At 66.5% G+C, this 15,198-nt stretch carries 14 protein-coding genes and 1 pseudogene; 5 read left to right on the top strand and 10 right to left on the bottom strand.

From position 1 onward, the window contains the following. Positions 1-64: 64 nt before the first annotated feature. Positions 65-1,576, bottom strand: a complete 1,512-nt coding sequence (locus EV216_RS18680; RefSeq protein WP_243642054.1) for a c-type cytochrome — start codon at positions 1,574-1,576, stop codon at positions 65-67. Positions 1,577-2,095: 519 nt separating this feature from the next. On the opposite strand from EV216_RS18680, the gene EV216_RS11145 reads away from it, so the two are divergent. After that, positions 2,096-3,601, top strand: coding sequence for a hypothetical protein (locus EV216_RS11145; protein WP_132695478.1), 1,506 nt, complete (start codon positions 2,096-2,098; stop codon positions 3,599-3,601). A gap of 17 nt (positions 3,602-3,618) precedes the next feature. Continuing rightward, positions 3,619-4,071: a hypothetical protein gene (locus EV216_RS11140; protein WP_132695476.1), complete on the top strand. Its 453-nt coding sequence runs from the start codon at positions 3,619-3,621 to the stop codon at positions 4,069-4,071. Between the two features lie 45 nt (positions 4,072-4,116). Here the strand turns inward: EV216_RS11140 and EV216_RS18675 are convergent. Next, positions 4,117-4,375 (bottom strand): annotated as a pseudogene (locus EV216_RS18675) (integrase core domain-containing protein); the annotation flags it as partial. A 265-nt stretch (positions 4,376-4,640) separates the two neighbouring features. On the opposite strand from EV216_RS18675, the gene EV216_RS18295 reads away from it, so the two are divergent. Next, positions 4,641-4,802: a hypothetical protein gene (locus EV216_RS18295; protein WP_165899232.1), complete on the top strand. Its 162-nt coding sequence runs from the start codon at positions 4,641-4,643 to the stop codon at positions 4,800-4,802. A 214-nt stretch (positions 4,803-5,016) separates the two neighbouring features. Here EV216_RS18295 and EV216_RS11130 read toward each other — a convergent pair whose 3' ends face one another. Continuing rightward, a complete protein-coding gene (locus tag EV216_RS11130) occupies positions 5,017-5,973 on the bottom strand; it encodes a helix-turn-helix transcriptional regulator (RefSeq protein ID WP_243642053.1) in 957 nt (318 codons plus the stop codon). A 496-nt stretch (positions 5,974-6,469) separates the two neighbouring features. On the opposite strand from EV216_RS11130, the gene EV216_RS11125 reads away from it, so the two are divergent. Then, a complete protein-coding gene (locus EV216_RS11125; protein WP_132695472.1) occupies positions 6,470-6,769 on the top strand; it encodes a hypothetical protein in 300 nt (99 codons plus the stop codon). Here the strand turns inward: EV216_RS11125 and EV216_RS11120 are convergent. The 6 genes from EV216_RS11120 to EV216_RS11095 all read right to left on the bottom strand — a co-directional run bounded on the left by EV216_RS11120 (position 6,745) and on the right by EV216_RS11095 (position 13,785). Continuing rightward, positions 6,745-7,485, bottom strand: a complete 741-nt coding sequence (locus EV216_RS11120) for a sulfotransferase family protein (RefSeq protein ID WP_132695470.1) — start codon at positions 7,483-7,485, stop codon at positions 6,745-6,747. The two genes, EV216_RS11125 and EV216_RS11120, sit on opposite strands and share 25 nt — an antisense overlap. Next, the gene (locus EV216_RS11115) at positions 7,482-8,540 is read right to left on the bottom strand and encodes a glycosyltransferase family 4 protein (protein WP_132695468.1); all 1,059 of its coding nucleotides are present in this window, start codon (positions 8,538-8,540) and stop codon (positions 7,482-7,484) included. The genes EV216_RS11120 and EV216_RS11115 overlap by 4 nt, the downstream gene beginning before the upstream one ends. Then, positions 8,540-9,133, bottom strand: a complete 594-nt coding sequence (locus EV216_RS11110) for a sulfotransferase family protein (RefSeq protein WP_132695467.1) — start codon at positions 9,131-9,133, stop codon at positions 8,540-8,542. Before EV216_RS11110 ends, EV216_RS11115 begins: the two co-directional genes overlap by 1 nt. An 84-nt stretch (positions 9,134-9,217) precedes the next feature. Continuing rightward, positions 9,218-10,003, bottom strand: coding sequence for a sulfotransferase family protein (locus EV216_RS11105; RefSeq protein WP_132695465.1), 786 nt, complete (start codon positions 10,001-10,003; stop codon positions 9,218-9,220). Continuing rightward, entirely contained in the window at positions 10,000-12,651 is a 2,652-nt protein-coding gene (locus EV216_RS11100) for an amino acid adenylation domain-containing protein (protein WP_165899231.1), read from the bottom strand. Before EV216_RS11100 ends, EV216_RS11105 begins: the two co-directional genes overlap by 4 nt. An 87-nt stretch (positions 12,652-12,738) precedes the next feature. Next, a complete protein-coding gene (locus EV216_RS11095; RefSeq protein ID WP_165899230.1) occupies positions 12,739-13,785 on the bottom strand; it encodes a sulfotransferase family protein in 1,047 nt (348 codons plus the stop codon). Between the two features lie 120 nt (positions 13,786-13,905). Here EV216_RS11095 and EV216_RS11090 point away from each other — a divergent pair, with 120 nt between their 5' ends. Next, positions 13,906-14,811, top strand: a complete 906-nt coding sequence (locus EV216_RS11090; protein WP_165899229.1) for a sulfotransferase — start codon at positions 13,906-13,908, stop codon at positions 14,809-14,811. Positions 14,812-14,965: 154 nt separating this feature from the next. On the opposite strand, the gene EV216_RS11085 is transcribed toward EV216_RS11090, so the two are convergent. Next, positions 14,966-15,198, bottom strand: a 233-nt coding sequence (locus tag EV216_RS11085) for a hypothetical protein (protein ID WP_424511183.1), incomplete at its 5' end; no start/stop codon positions are given.

Here is a 15,198-nt window from a genome sequence, read left to right as displayed (position 1 = left end):
CCGGCGCATGGCCGGGACGGGGCGTCTTGTTCAGGACGTCCCGGCCGCGTGGGCCGGATGGGCCTTATTGCGCCAGCGTGGCGAGATAGGCGTAGACGTCGTAGGATTCCTGCTCGCGCCGGACCTGGTGGGTCATCGAACCGCGCGCGCGGGGGTCGTTGAGATATTCGCGCAGGAACGCGGTCGGGTTGGCCGCATAGGTCACGAACTGGTCCTCGGTCCAGACGAGGCCCGCAGCACCGGCCGCGGTCATCGAGGGCGAGTAGCGGAAGTCCTCGACCTGTCCGGCCTGACGGCCCGCGACGCCGTAGAGGTTGGGGCCGACCGCAAGGCCACGGCCCGCCAGCACCTCGCCCGCGGGATTGGTGACCGTGTGGCAGGTGGTGCACTGACGGAACGCCGCCTCGCCCGCGGCCGGATCGCCGCTGAAGGCTACGGTCATCGCCGCGGGGGTTTCCTCGGCGGCTTCTTCCGTGGCTTCCTCGGCGGCTTCCTCGGCGGGTGCCTCTTCCGCGGCTTCTTCGGTGGTTTCTTCCGCGGCGTCCTCGGCCGGGGCTTCTTCCGCGACTTCCTCGGTCACTTCCTCGGCGGGCGCTTCTTCAGTGGCTTCCTCGGTCGCCTCTTCGGCGGGCGCTTCTTCCGCGGCGGCTTCCTCGGTCGCTTCCTCGGCGGCTTCCTCGGCCGGGGCTTCTTCCGCGGCTTCCTCGGTCACCTCTTCGGCGGGCGCTTCCTCGGCGGCAGCCTCCTCGGTCGCTTCCTCGGCGGCTTCTTCGGCCGGGGCTTCTTCCGCGGCCTCTTCGGTCGCTTCTTCCGCGGGGGCTTCCTCGGCGGCCTCTTCGGCCGGCGCCTCTTCGGCGGCTTCTTCAGTCACCTCTTCCGCCGCCGCTTCTTCCGCGGGGGCCTCTTCCGCTGCTTCCTCGGCGGCTTCTTCGGTGGGCGCTTCCTCGGCGGCCTCTTCGGTGACGTCCTCGGTCACCGCTTCCTCGGCGGCCTCTTCCACGGCCTCATCGGCCTGGGCCGCGACGATCGCGGCGGACTGGCCGGCCAGGGCGGCGGCGCGGGCGGCGAGGTCGGCATATTCGGCGGCAAGCGCCGAGGCCTGTTCGGCGAGCGTCTGCGCGGTGGCGACGGCTTGCGGCGTGTCGACCGCGGGGGCCTCGACGGCGGTATCCTCGGCGACCGCTTCCTCGGCAGCCTCTTCCTCGGCAGCCTCTTCCACGGCGTCTTCGGCGGCCTCTTCGGCAACCTCTTCCTCGGCCGCGGCCTCTTCGGCGGCGTCCTCGGTGACCTCTTCGGCGGCGGTGTCTTCGGCGACGTCTTCGACAGCCTCTTCGACGGCGTCCTCTTCAGCAACTTCTTCGGCAGCGGCCTCTTCGGTGGCTACTTCCTCGGCGGCGTCTTCCTCGGCCACGGCCTCTTCGGCGACCGTTTCCTCGGCCGCGACTTCGGCCACGGCCTCGGCGGCGGGGGCCGGTTCCGGTTTCGGCGCGGAGCTGTAGTTCACGGCATAGACCGCCAGACCGATCGCCGGAGCGGCAACGATAAGCCGGATCAGGTTTTGAGAATTATTGGCCATCTTCCATCCTTTTTCTGTCCGCTGCCCCGGCATGACGCATATGCCCCGTGGCAGGACATCCTCCTGAGGGTTCCGGCGGGAGCCCCAGATACCTCCCGCGCCAGGCCATGAAGCATCCCTCCCCCCCGAAAGGACAAAGCCCCCGGGAAGGCGTAGGCGCTGCCGACCACGCGGAACAATAGCGCGCCCGAACGGTAATGACATCCAGAGTCGTCTCCCTGCGACGCTGATACGCGGCCCCGGCGCGTTGCGAGGGTCTGAAACCCGCCCCGGACTCCGGTGTCGGCGATCCGAGGCGTTTGGCACGGTCCCGAGAAGACGCAGACCGGCGATAAATACGAGTTGCCATGATCGCTCCGCGCGTTCCGCCTGATGGAACTGTGGCGCGCAATTCCCTGCATCCGGTCTCGTATCGACATCCGAACGGGCCATGCTGCGACACAATCGCGCGCTGGACCGGGATTAACCTTTCCGCAACCTCAGCGTGGCACCACGCCCCCGCAAGGACAGGAACCCGCCATGCCTTCATCGACAGGGACGCCATCGAGACCGTTTCTGGCCGGAATCTCGCTTGCTGCCGCCCTGCTTGCAGGCGGGACGCTTCGGGCCGAGGGCCTTCCCGAACGGCTGATCGTGGGCCCGCGCGCCTATCACGGGCCAGGTGACGGGGCGCTCGCCTTCGTAAGCAGCCTGCCGGGCTATCAGGATACCGGCCGCGACTCCGTGCCGACCGAAGTCGCGGCGCTGGGGCTGACCGCTGGCGCACGCGCGAACCGCAGCACGCTGAACTTTGGCTGGTGGCCCTTTCTGGTGCTTCGTGATGGTTGGCCCGTCGCCGTTGTCTCCGACCGGGATTCGGGCCTTGCACCTGACCTATTTCCCGAAAGCGCCATGCAGGGCGGCACGCAGGAAGATCCGGAGGTCACGCATCTAGCCTATCGCCGGACCGGCGACAGGATCACGGTCGAGGGGCGCAGGTTTCTGTCCAGAAAGGCGATGATCGAGCATGGCGGCATGCGCTTCCCCGGCCATGCGCTCGAGGAGGTCACGGGCGAGATCGGCTCCGGGCCGCAGGAAGGATGCTTCCGCCTGCGCACCGAAACGACCCGCCTGATCTATCGCGAGGGCATGACGCAGCCGGTAGCACACCACCGCGACAACCAGCCCTTTGCAAACCTGACCGTCTGCCTGTCGATCGTCGAGACCTCGGAACTGCCCGACGGGGTGCAGGCCCATCGCCTGCTGGCCCGGATGTCGGGCGAAAAGGGGCTGACGCCGCGCCGCGCGTCCGATCACGATGAACAACAGTGGCAGGGCTATCTCATCGGGTTCTCTCCGGCCGTCGCCGAGACGATCCCCGGGGACGGCCATCTTGTTGCGCGGGGCGATGCGGATTTCCGTGGGCGCGAGATTGTCGCCCGTGTGAACCGCTTCGCCGCCGAGATCGAACGCAGCATCGAGACCCATCGCTTCGTCCTAGCCGAAGGTCAGATCGTCAGCCTCAACGCCCTGCTGGCCGACCTCGATGCCGCGGGGATCGCCTGGCACTGGGCACGGCGGCCGACCGCAGCCGGGGTCGAGCGCTATCGCGCACTCGTCGAGGCCACGGAGCTTTACCGGCTTGCCCATCTCGACACCCAGGCCCGCGTGAACGATGTGCGCCAGCAACTCGAGATTCTGCGCACCACCTTCTCCGGAAATGTGGTGAAGGCGATGTTGCGCTCGGCCATCGACTGGATGAATATCGTGCCCACGGATCCGCTTTCCGGGCTGTCGGGCTATTCAGACCTGTCGGGTGGGCTGCTGCTGCCGCAGACCCTGATGGCTTGGCGCGAGAATGCGGCCCGGGACGGGTCGATCCTTGCCAGCCAGATCGCGGCGATCCGCCAGTTCGAGGCGCTGGAAGCCGCTCTGGAGACCCGGATGGACGAGATCGTGGCCGCACGCCGCGCGCTGTTCGAGCGCATCCATGCGAATGACGAGAAACGCGCGCTGGTACTGGATGCGGCCCTGCGCGCGCGATGAACGGAGGAGGCCCAGACATGCACCGCACGCTTCTTTCCGGCCTTTGCGCCCCCGGTCTTGCCCTGTGCCTGAGCGACGGCGCGGCTTTCGGCCAGCCGCTGGATCCGGGCTACCGGATCGGGATCACGGCAGGCGAGGTCTCTGTCACACTGAATGGCGAGAGCGTTTTCGAGATCCGGCAGGATCCGCTAGACCCGGTCTTCTCCCTGCACGGGCTGCGCGACGTCACCGGCAACGGCCATGTCGATCTGGCAGTGATCTGGCGCAGCGGGCGCAGCACCGCGCGCTTCGTTCTGTTGGAATTGCAGCCCGGGGGAGTTGTCATCCTTCACGAGGAGACCGGCATGACAGAGGCGATCCTCGGCATATATGGTGCGCTGACCGACGACCAACTCGGGGCGCTGGCGGGTCTTGCGCCGCACCATGGGGGGAGGGCGCTCGACGCACGGCCTGTTGAACAAAACCATTGAGGGATTCATCTCGTGCATCCAGCCTTGGGTGTTCAGTCCCGTCATCTAGTGGATCGGACTGACGATGAGACTGTCCTGTCGGATTCTGCAGTCATACCTTGCAGAGGTATTCGTAGGGCATTAGGCCGCTGAGGGCCTTGAACCTGCGTGTGAAGTTTTAGGCTGCGAGACAGTCATGGAGGTGCGCCCGCAGTTGATCGTGGCTGTCGTATCGGAAGCGTTTGACCGTGGCTTCTTTGATCGTGCGGTTCATCCGCTAGACCCGGCCGTTTGTCCAGGGGTGGTCAGGCTTGGTCAGCCGGTGCTAGATGCCGTTGGCCTCGCGGATCATATCGAACCGCATCTGCCGAGACCGGGCGGTGTTCCGTGGCGGGGCTGCTCTGCGAACTGGATGCCCCTCGCCATTGTCTCTCGGACCCATGATGCCCCAATGGCTCGACCGGTCAGGACCGCGTGGATGACCCCCGCGGCGTCAGCAGCGACCCGCGCGCGACCTGCGGGCCGCAAAACATGCTGGCAAGCGGCGTACGTCGGCAGAAGCTGAAAACGGACGCGTCAGGCCCGACGACATGGCCTTCATCCGCCGCTTCGTGCAGAAGCGCGCTACCGGCGGCAAGCCACGCGCGTCAAGCGGGACGTCGAGCGTCTCCCGCCCCAGACCACCGATATTCGACTTGCGCCCGATCGCGGCCGACGCTGTATCGACCGCGAAGGAAGTGCATCTGCTCTGACACGGATGGCGCGGCCCATATCTTACAGCTTCGCCTCGCGCAGCAGGGTCGGCAAATCGTTGTCAAACCGCCCGAAGGGCTTGACGAGATGCAGGTCGGAACTGTGAGCAAAAACGGAACATCTGGCACTTCTCTCCTTGACACAAGACAGCTCGCGCATTCCCGGGGGGTCTTTTACGCCCCACCGGTCGAGCATGACAATTCCTGTCAGCGGTCAGGGCAAGGCCGGAAAATCCGACCTCTGGTAGCTGGCGACGAGCGCTCGCAGGCCTTCGGGCGCCAGCACCTCAACGCGGTCGCCCCATTGGTAGAGATGCCAGGCCATTTCCAGCCATCCCGAGGCGTGGAAGCGAACGGTGAGCGCGCCGTCCAATTCCTCGGTCATCTCCTGCAAGGGGTGGAAGACGAATTCGCGGGCGACAGGGGCGGCCGAGGGGGCGAAGCGCCAGGCGACCTCGCCGAATTCGGCCTCGGCGTGGAACGAGCCGAAGGCGCAGGCGGCATGGGTATCGAGGTCGAACCCGGGATCACGCTGGAAGGATTGCGGCTCCAGCCGCGCGGCGCCGATGCGGTCCAGCCGGAAATGCCGTAACCGTGCGTCGCCGCCCTGTTCCCGTGCGACAAGATAGCGCCGGATGCCGAGCAGCAGGCCATAGGGCTCGACCAGGCGGTCGCGCGGGCCGTTGTCGCGCTCGCCGGCATAGGTGATTGTCAGCCTGTTCGGCGCTTTCAGGGCCTCGGCAATGGTGGCCAGGATGCGCGGATCGGTGCGCACCCGCGGCCCCGGGCGTGAGGCGAAGCCATGCGCCTCCAGCACCGCCTCGGCATCGGTCTCGGCGCGGCGGGCATGGGTGCCGGGCATGCAGGCCAGAAGCCGGTCGCGCAGCGATTCCAGAGCCTTAACCTCGTTGCTCGCGCCGTCGCGCTCCGCCCGGCGGATCGCCAGTTCGACCGCCGCCAGTTCGCTGTCACGGATCCCCTGCGACAGCATCAGGCGGGCGTCAGAGCCCCGGATTTTCCAGAACTTCCGCCGCGCCTCGTCCTGGCGGGTCTCGACGCCGGGAAACAGCGTTTCCAGCGCCCTGGTCATCCGCTGCGCGGTGCGTCGGTCGATGTCGAACGCCTCCTCGATGTCCTGAAGGCCCACGCCGAGATGGCGGGCGGCTGCCATCTCGGCGAGGCGAAGGAGGTCAGAGGCCTTGGCAAAGGAAGACATGGAGACATCCCATGACAGAAACTGACACCAGGGAAGCGTAGAAATTTAGATGCGGCCTGTCGATCTGATTCTGCCCTCGACAATTGTTATCAAGTAACGCGTTTCATGATGGTGAGGGCATTCGGCAGGTCGCACCGGGATTCGATCGGTGCGGTTGCCCGACCAGGAACTCCCGGCCCCGCCCGGGTCCACGGGAGAGCCGCTGAACGCTTTGACGTTATCATGCATCAAGATGCCGGGTCTTTCCGAAGGTGCCGCATCCGCGCACCAGTATGGTCCAAATCTCGAAAAGGTGAGCCGCAAGCCTGTCGCAATATCGATGAAGCCGCGAAGATGCCACGCCGTCTCGTAGGCGCAACACCGACGACAGCGGCCAGGCTCTGGCGCTTTTGTCCTTGTAGCCTGCATCGGCGAGGTTGTCCCGCTGTCGACCATCGTCGCAACCTCGTTCATGGGCACCATCGCCGGGGAGCCGAATTTAGACAATTTCGGCACGCAGAACTATCAGCCCACCTTCGCCACCGCAGCCATCGCCTCAACCGTGGCGGTGGTCGTGGCGCGCACCGTGGGTACCTTCGTCTTCGCCCTGTTCGAGCCGGACACGGCTCAGACCGGCATGGCGATGAGCGCGATCTCAATCACCAGACCGATCCTGCTGGCCATCGCCCTCTGGCTTGCCCGCCAGGGGGTGGAAACGCCTTTTCGGGTCAGGCGGCGACCGTTCTGTCAGGGTCGCTGCGGAGCGCCGTAAAGCTTCCTGTAATCCCATCCCAGAAGGTCGATTTCTTCGGCGCAAATCCGGGCAATGCGCGCGACCTGCGCAATGGTCAGGGCATGCGGGCTGTCCGCGCTGTCGCGGTGCCCGGCCTTTCGAAACGGTAGTTCCCCGGGCGACAGCGGAAGCGCCAAGTCGGAACACAGCCGCGCCAGACCACCACACAAATCGTTGTATCGGATGATCCGATCCACCGCGATACGCCCATCTATGGTGTAGAGCGCCATGTTGGAATATCCGCGGGTGGCCAGATCAGTCCCGTCGGCCTCGATCGCGTCGAGAAAGCCGTCGAAATCCGGCGCAGCGCCTCTGGCGTGCTGGCGCCAGCGCCAGAGCGAGATGATCCGGTCCCAGGGGTCGCGCTCGATGGCAAAACTGAAGTAACCGGTCCAGATCGCTTCGCCGACCGCCGCGCGCACCGCGCCTGCCTCCATATGCTCGCGAAACCGGGGGCCCGGCGGCCAGCCGAGGCCGTAGCGGCAGACCCGTTTAAGCCCCCTTTCCAGCCGCCCGAACCGCGTCACCGTGTTCGCGGTATCCCAGATTCCGACCGGCAGCGGCAGGTTCTCGGGCGCGGTGGTGATCCAGTCACCGGGGCGCAGCGCGCCGGAAAGCCATTTCTCGACCGAGGTGCCCGCGGTCTTGCGCGTCTTGAGAAAGATGTAGCCGTGGCTATGCGAAACGATGGTCACCCGCGTGCCCCCTGGGCCAGCGCCTCGCGGAGGATATCGTCAAGGATACCAGTCGCCGCGTCGATGTGGAACCTGCCCAGAAAGGTTCCGCGCGCCGCTGCGGTCATCTCGGCACGCGCTTTGGGATCGTCCAGAAGCGCTGCGATTGCGTCGGCCATGGCCTCAGCATCGCCCTGCGGCACCACCATTCCATCGGTTCCGGGGGAAAAGATGAACCGGGCGCCGACCGTGTCGGTCGTGACCACCGGCACACCGGCCTGCATCGCCTCGAGATAGATGAAACCGAAGGGTTCGAGGCGCGAGGGGCAGGCGAAGATGTCGATCTCGTCGAAGAAGGCGGTTTTTTCGGCATTGCTTATCCAACCGCGGAACTCGGCTGCGACGCCTTCGGCCTTGGCCAGCTTCTCCAAGGCGTCGCGTTCGCGCCCGCTGCCCCCCAGCAGCAGACGCACCGGCCGCCCGCGACGGGCCAGCACACCACAGGCGCGCAGCAACACGTCGAAACCCTTGCGCGGGACCATCCGGCCGAGACTGCCCACTACGGGCGGGTCGCCGGGCGCGCGTGAATGGAGTCGTGCCGCGCCGGTCAGAAAGTTCGGCAGCAGATGGACCCGCTCGGTCGGCATGCCCAGCCTCAGGATCAACGCGCGCATCTCGTCGCTGGTCGCGATCAGCCCGTCCGCCCCCAGAAGCCTCGAAACCGTGCGCTCGCGCGTGGCGCCGCAGCGGCTGAGCACCGGCATCTGCCCGCCCAGAGCGTGCAGCGCGGGGGCAAGGCCCTTGCTGGCGAAGGCCAACGCGATCTCGGCGCCGAATGCCTGCGCCGCGCGCCGGATTACCAGAGCCTGAATCCAGGTGAAAGGGCGCGGCTTCCTTGGCCAGCGAGTGGTGACGACCGACACACCCAGGCTGCCCAACTCGGCGACGAAGGGCGAACTGCCCAGCACGATTGCCAGAACGGCATGGCCAGCGCGGGTCAGCGCCGCGGCATAGGGCACAACGCTCTGCTGCAACCCGCCGCCGCCGCCGCCCGTCATCACCAACACGATCCGCATCAGCGGACCTTGCGCTTCAGCCGTACCAGCCAGCCATCCCCACGCGAGGCAGCCTTGTTGGCATGCGGAAAGGTGTGCCGGGGCACGGGGACGCCGAGGAAGGCGCAAAGCGGGTCCCAGCCTGCGCCGCCCACGATATCCAGCACCAGAAGCTTGCCGGGGCGATCCGCGAAATGGGCGCGCACCGCAGCCTCATGGCGTTGCATCGTGGCGATGTAATGCGCCTCGTTTCCCAACGGGCTGCCTCGACCTGGCCCGTAAATCAACTCGCGCATGGGCGTGGATTCCTCGCCGAAATAGCGCAGCTGCGAGGCGATCCACCCTTCGGGATCGCGCACAGTCAGGATAAATTTCGCCTCAGGCCACATGTCGTCCATCTCGCGAAAGACCAGCGGCCAGGGATTGTCCTGAAAGGCGTCATAACGGGTCGACAGGGCGCGCGCGTGATCCAGAAAGGTCCACGCGATGTCCTGGTCGTGGTTATGGTTCGGGCCGGTCACGCGATAGCCCAACTGCCTCAGCGCCCGCTTGAGCGAAGAGGTTGCGGTCTTGTGAAACCCGATGCCGAAAACCTTGTCCCTGCGGCGCCGCATCGGCCGCCTCCCTCTGGGTTTGCCGGGCATTGCTTTAGCGAATGCCGGGCCGCTTGGCCATAGCCGCCCGACCTGCCGCTACCCTTACAGGTCCGGGGAATAGCCCAGGCGCGTGAAATCCTCGGCGTAAAGGCGCGCGACGATCGCGCGCGCCTCGTCGGAATAGTGCGTGTCAAGGGTCGCGCCCGCATCGGTGCGCTTGCCCACCCGCTCGACCAGCGGCGGCGCATCCAACCCCCAGATGCGGCGTGCGATCAGCGCAAGATCGTCCTCCAGTGTCTCGACCCGGCCGATATGGTCGAACATCTCCAGCGGCAGCAGCAGTAGCTCGGTCTGCGGCGCCCAATGGGCATCGCGCCAAATCCCACCGCGGTCGAGAAATCGACAGAAGGTGGTGAAATCTGGGCGCGTATCGGGTGTAGCCCCCAGCATCGCGGCGAAGCGGCGCAACCTTACCGGATTGTTCGCCAGTTCGATCTTGGAACGATAGGCTGACAGAACGCGGGCATAGGGATTGCGCAGGATGGTGAACTTGAACACCGCCTCCGAGGCCAGTGCCTCGACATGGGCGCGGCTCATCAACTGCGGGCGCAGCATCCGACCCATGTCGCCCTTCCCGCGACTGGGCCGACAGTAGTCGGAATGGCTGGCCAGCATCCGCGCTACGGTCGAGTTCGCGGCCTTGGGGATACGGTTGAAGAAAAACCCGTCCTCGGGCGAGAAGGCGCCACGGTGTTCGATATGGAACAGACTGACCCGCCCGCGATAGGGATAGCGGCGGTAGAACGGATAAAGCGCACGGTACAGCGGCCGGGCCAGCCGATCGGACAGTTCTTGCGACGGATCGGTGCGATAGAGTTCCAAGGTCATGCCCCTTCCCCTTTGGCGGCGATCCGCGCCGCGGCGCGGATCGCCAGTTGGGCCGACAGCCGGGCTCGCCCGCGCACCGCATTGACATGGTTGATATCCATGAAATCGGCAGGACCCAGATCGAAATCGCGCCAGTCCAGCACCTCGATGCCCAGCCCATCCGTGATCTCGTCGAGCAGTTCGGCCAGACGGTCCGGACCCTCGGGCGGAGCAGCCTCGGCAATCATCGCGGGATCGGGCGGGTGGATATAGACGAGCAGTCTGTCACTGATGTCGGCCAGCATCCGCGCGCCATGAATCCAGTCGTCAAGCCGCGCCCGGTCGATGGTCAGCGCACCGTTGAAGGCGTCCGCCACCCCCCTATCTCTCGCGCGCGCCCAGTTCGGGCGGCGGCGTTCCACCGGCTGATCGGGATCGGCAAGCCAAGCCCCACGCGCCTCCAGCGACCAGTCGAATTCCGACGCCACCTGCGGCAGGGTCCGCCGCGTACCGGGGCGCAGGTCGCTCGGCGCCAGGTTCACGTCACCCGCAGGCGGATCTGTCGAGATGTGCAGCGGGTCAAGTTCCCACAGACACAGGCGCAATCGCATGCCCCGTACCCGGCATTCATCGCGGATGAAGCGCGCGACCAGCGCCAGACCCTTGGGCGAGACCGCGGGTAGCCCGGCATTGACGGCCAATATCGGTCCGTCGGGCCGAGGCCAGGCGCGTTCGAACGCCTGCGGATCAAAGGATCGGAACACGCCCGACGAGCCGACAGCGACCACCAGATGGGCATCGGCACGGTCCAGAAGACGCGGGAACCGCTCGGCGAACTGATTGGTGCGGATCAGCCTGACCCTGGGTTTGCGCACGAGCAGCGAAAAGCGCGCCACCAGCGTGCGCATCCAGGCGCCGAGGCACGCGCCCGGCCCGGTCCCGCGGGCGTGTCGGCGCAAAAGCTGCACGATGTCGGCAAAGGACATCTCGGCCAGACGCACCACACCATCCTGATCCAGCTTCAGCCCGAAACGATCCTCCAGCAGGATGGTGAAGGCGATGAAGGCCAGCGAATCCATGCCCCCTTCCAGCAGGCTGTCGGCCGACATCGCTCGCGCGGGCGAGATCGCGGGCGCAGCGGTGCGCACCGCATCCAGCAGGGCCGCCGCGACCGGATCTTCCGGCACTTCCCCCTCGGGCAGCGCCTGATCTGCCGCGATTTCGGCGGCCAACGCCTTGCGGTCGAGCTTGCCGCTGGCGTTGCGTGGAAAGGCCGGGCGCGCGACCACCTCGGCGGGGCGCATGTAGTCGGGCAAGTCCGCGACCAGCCGCTCCATCACGCGGTCAGTGTCGTATGGCCCCTCGACCGCACCGATCAGTGCGCGGGTCCCTGCCCCGCCACCCGGCCAAGGCAGCACCGCCACATGCGCCCCATCGGTGGCGCGACGTAGCGCGGCCTCGACCTCGCCCAGTTCGATCCGGTGGCCGCGCAGCTTGATCTGCGAATCCTCGCGCCCCAGGAACACCACATGCCCGTCCGCCCGCATCAGCGCCCGGTCGCCGGTGCGATAGGCGCGCGTGCCATCGTCAAGCGTGACAAAGGCCGCCCGTGTGCGGCCCGGATCGTTCAGATAGCCCTGCGCAAGTTGCCGTCCGGTAATGTATAGGTCTCCCGCATGACCAGACGGGAGCGGGCGGCGGGTGGTGTCCAGCACCCGTAGACCTGATCCCGGGAAGGCCCGGCCGATCGGCACCGTCTCTCCCCCGACCGGCGCCTCGCCCAGAACGAAGCGCGCGCAGGCAATGGTGGCCTCGGTCGGGCCATACCAGTTCTCGACCGAGGCATTCGGGGCGGCGGCGCGCCATTCCGCGGCCAGATGCGCAGGCAGAGGCTCGCCGCAGAACAGCACCGAGCGCAACGACGTAAAGGCGCCGGGTTCCAGCGCGCCCTGCATCCGCATCTGAAAGCCCAATGTGGGAACCGAGAACCAGCAGGTTATCGCCGCCTCGCGCAACCAGTCGCCGATCCGGTTGAAATCCCGATCGGACGGCACGACCAGCGTGGCGCCACGGCTGAAGGCGACAAGGACATCATGAATTGCGAGATCGAAATTCAGGTCGAATGTCTGGGAATGGCGGTCGCCGGGGCGGGCCGGAAACACCGTTTCCGTGGCGTCCAGATAGGCTGCCAGATTGGCCCACGAGACCGCCACCCCCTTGGGTGTGCCGGTGCTGCCCGAGGTGAAAAGGATATAGGCCAGCGCCTCTGGTTCCACCTCTGGCAGGCGGGGCAGGACGTCGGATGTGGCGTCCGCGTAATCGACCGGGCGCTCGCCGCAGGCGATGATCTCGGGCCGGGCCGGGCTTTTGGACAGGTGAGCCAGGATCGAGTCGAGCCGGTCCGCAGCCAGATCGCCGCAGATCACCCGGCCCGCGCCCGACAACTCCAGCACCCGCGCGCTGCGTGCCGCCGGGTGGGCGACGTTCAGCGGCACGAAGGCGTGGCCGCAAAGATGGGCAGCCAGGATGCCGATAAAGGCGGATGCCTCGCGCTGCACCATCACCGCGGTCACAGGTTGGGACTCCCCCGGCGCGGATTGCGGCAGCCGGGCGGCCAGTTGCGCTACCGCCGCACCGAGTTGGCCATAGCTCCAGACATGGCCAGCCACTTCTAGCGCTGGGACAGTTGAACTCTGGCACAGGTGCCCGCGCAAACGCGTGGCAATGTGGCTGATCGGGGCGGGGTCCATCGCGCCCTAGCCCTGTCCTTGCCCCGGCATCACCGGTCGGGCCTCGCGGTCGAGGCGATCGGTCAGCCGCGTGTTGTCGTTCTTGTAGCGAGCGCGCAACTGCTTGTTGAAAAGCCGTTCGATCGGTTCACTCAGCATCGGACGCAGGGCGCGCCACGGGCGGCGGCGACTTTTGCGGGGAAAGTCGCTGTCATAACCCAGCCGGTCCATCAGATCGCCCAGATAGGCCTCGGTCACTTGGATTTCACCCCGGGAAAGGATCTTGCGGTATTTCGCGAAATTACCCTGCATCAGTGGCCGTGCCACATTCTCGCGCGGGCCGCCAGGCACCGCCAGACGGGCCGCTGCCTCGCTGTTGTGAAATTCCAGCATTCCCGGCTCAAAGGGCAGGCCCAGAAAGCGGCAGACACGGCGCAAGCTGGGCTCGGGCGCGGCCAGAAGATCCTCGTAGCGCAACAGTGTGACCCGTTCGGACCCAAGTAGCGATAGCGCCCACAGCCCGTTTTCCTGATCCTCGCGCCAGACCCGCAGCGCCTCGCGCAGCGAGCCAAACTTGTTGCCCATCATACCCTTGCCGCGCGCCTTGGCCGAGGCCAGAAAATCGCGCGGATCGCGAACCTGAAAGACATATTGCGCATCCGGAAAGCACGCGACAAGGAAAGGTAACAGTCGGTGGATGTTGTTTTCCTTGACGAAGGCGCGCTTGCCTCGGGCTTCTGGCGGCATCTCTTGCCAGATGAAGCGGGCAATGGCAGCGGGGTCGACGATTGCCTGCGCGGCCAGCCGGAGGCGCAGCCGCTCGGCCTCATCCGCGCCGCGATATCGCGCCACCTGCGCCGCGGCGCGTTCGCACAGGATGGGCCAGGCAGGCGCGTCGATGCCGCCTGCCAGCGTGTCGCGCAGGTTCAGAAGAAGATCGCGGCCCAGATGGTAGGGTGGATGGGCGTAGACGCTGCCATGCGCCCCCATGATGAGGCTGGTCAGGTTCGAGCCCGAGCGTTCCGAGCAGATCAGGAAGATCGGCGCGGGGACATGGGGCGGACTTGCGATCATCGGCGTCTTGCGCTTTCTCGGGCGATGGGTTTCGATTAAGTCTCGTCCATAAGGGAAGAGCCGCCCCCGCGCCAGCATTCGAACGGGCGCGCCGGGGTGAAACATGGCTGTGAGGTCAGGGTGACACGTATTCTCGCCATTTCGGGCAGTGGGCGATCGGGCAGCACGCTCCTCTCGCTCTTGCTGTCGCAAGGGGCTGGGGTATTCAATCTGGGCCAGTTGCGCCATCTGCCGACCGCCTGGCGCGATGCAACGCCGTGCAGTTGCGGTCGGTCGGTGCGGGACTGTGCCGTCCACGCCCCTGTCATTGCCGCCGCCTTCGGCGCTGCGCCCGAGCTCCGGCTTGTGGCATTTGCCGAGAATGCACGGCGGTTCCAGCGGCACGCCGAGCGGCTGCGCGACTGGCATGCGCCCGGCCCCCGAGAGATGTTGCGCGAGCGGCACACGGCCTTTCTGACCCAGCTGAAAGCCCTGCTGGCCGCAATTGCTGCGACCACCGGGGCGGAATGCCTGATCGATAGTTCGAAGACACCCGAGATGGCGCTGGCTTTCGCGCTGGTCATGGACGACGATCTGCTGGTGTTGAATCTCGTGCGCGACCCCCGCGCGGTGTCGGTCAGTTGGAACCTCAAGAAGGGCAACCGCCGCGGCACCTGGTCGAACAGCCGCAAATGGCTGGAGCGGCAAGACCGGCTGGGCCGCTGGGGGCCGCATCTGGGCGCGCGGTTCCGCGTACTGCGCTACGAGGACTTCGCCGCCGGGCCGCAGGCCGAGGTGGCGGCGCTGCATGACTGGATGGGCCAGCCCATGCCCGAAGCGCTGTTCGAGACGCCGGTGCGAGCGCGGCTTTCCTGGGAGCGCCAGCATCTGTATCCGCCTGCAAACGAACGCGTTCTGGCCGAACGCAGGACGCAGGTCAACATCCGCCCGAGCATGGGATGGACCGATCCACGGCACCGCTGGGAACACCGAATTGCGCTTTGGGCCACGCAACCGCTGGCCCGTCGCCTCTACCCCGCCGAATGATGGCGCAAGTCCGCGGGACCCGCGCCGCCTCGCGCGGCTATCTCGGCTACAGGGGGCGTTGTTGTATAACTCGTGCCGTGAAGGATTCACATCACGAATCGGCGTTGTTGCGCAGCTCACGCCTGAGGCGTGACTTCCCCTTTCCCCTTTGATTTCAGGCCACAGGAATGATCTCGGACGTTCCGAGGGCCGAGAAGCGGTTCAGCAATGCTATGCGGATCACCACCTTTCCCTTGAGCGCGATCAGGCCGAGCGCTTCGATCGCGGCCTCCAGTTCCGAGCCCCGATCGGTCGGCACGCTGGCCAGCGTCAGGCGCAGCCGCGCCGCGTAGGCCGAGACCATCATCCGGGTCCGCACGCTCTCGCCCGCATCGCGGGCACCGCGCA

The organism is Rhodovulum steppense (assembly GCF_004339675.1).
Lineage (GTDB): Bacteria > Pseudomonadota > Alphaproteobacteria > Rhodobacterales > Rhodobacteraceae > Rhodovulum > Rhodovulum steppense.
The sequence above is the reverse complement of the archived record's forward strand: the minus strand, read 5'-3'. Positions and strand labels throughout refer to the sequence as shown.

Excerpts from the sequence above, each read along its gene's own strand:
- EV216_RS18680 (WP_243642054.1), bottom strand. The coding sequence starts at position 1,576 with ATGGCCAATAATTCTCAAAACCTGATCCGGCTTATCGTTGCCGCTCCG.
- EV216_RS11145 (WP_132695478.1), top strand. The coding sequence starts at position 2,096 with ATGCCTTCATCGACAGGGACGCCATCGAGACCGTTTCTGGCCGGAATC.
- EV216_RS11140 (WP_132695476.1), top strand. The coding sequence starts at position 3,619 with ATGCACCGCACGCTTCTTTCCGGCCTTTGCGCCCCCGGTCTTGCCCTG.
- EV216_RS18295 (WP_165899232.1), top strand. The coding sequence starts at position 4,641 with ATGGCCTTCATCCGCCGCTTCGTGCAGAAGCGCGCTACCGGCGGCAAG.
- EV216_RS11130 (WP_243642053.1), bottom strand. The coding sequence starts at position 5,973 with ATGGCAGCCGCCCGCCATCTCGGCGTGGGCCTTCAGGACATCGAGGAG.
- EV216_RS11125 (WP_132695472.1), top strand. The coding sequence starts at position 6,470 with ATGGGCACCATCGCCGGGGAGCCGAATTTAGACAATTTCGGCACGCAG.
- EV216_RS11115 (WP_132695468.1), bottom strand. The coding sequence starts at position 8,540 with ATGCGGATCGTGTTGGTGATGACGGGCGGCGGCGGCGGCGGGTTGCAG.
- EV216_RS11110 (WP_132695467.1), bottom strand. The coding sequence starts at position 9,133 with ATGCGGCGCCGCAGGGACAAGGTTTTCGGCATCGGGTTTCACAAGACC.
- EV216_RS11105 (WP_132695465.1), bottom strand. The coding sequence starts at position 10,003 with ATGACCTTGGAACTCTATCGCACCGATCCGTCGCAAGAACTGTCCGAT.
- EV216_RS11095 (WP_165899230.1), bottom strand. The coding sequence starts at position 13,785 with ATGATCGCAAGTCCGCCCCATGTCCCCGCGCCGATCTTCCTGATCTGC.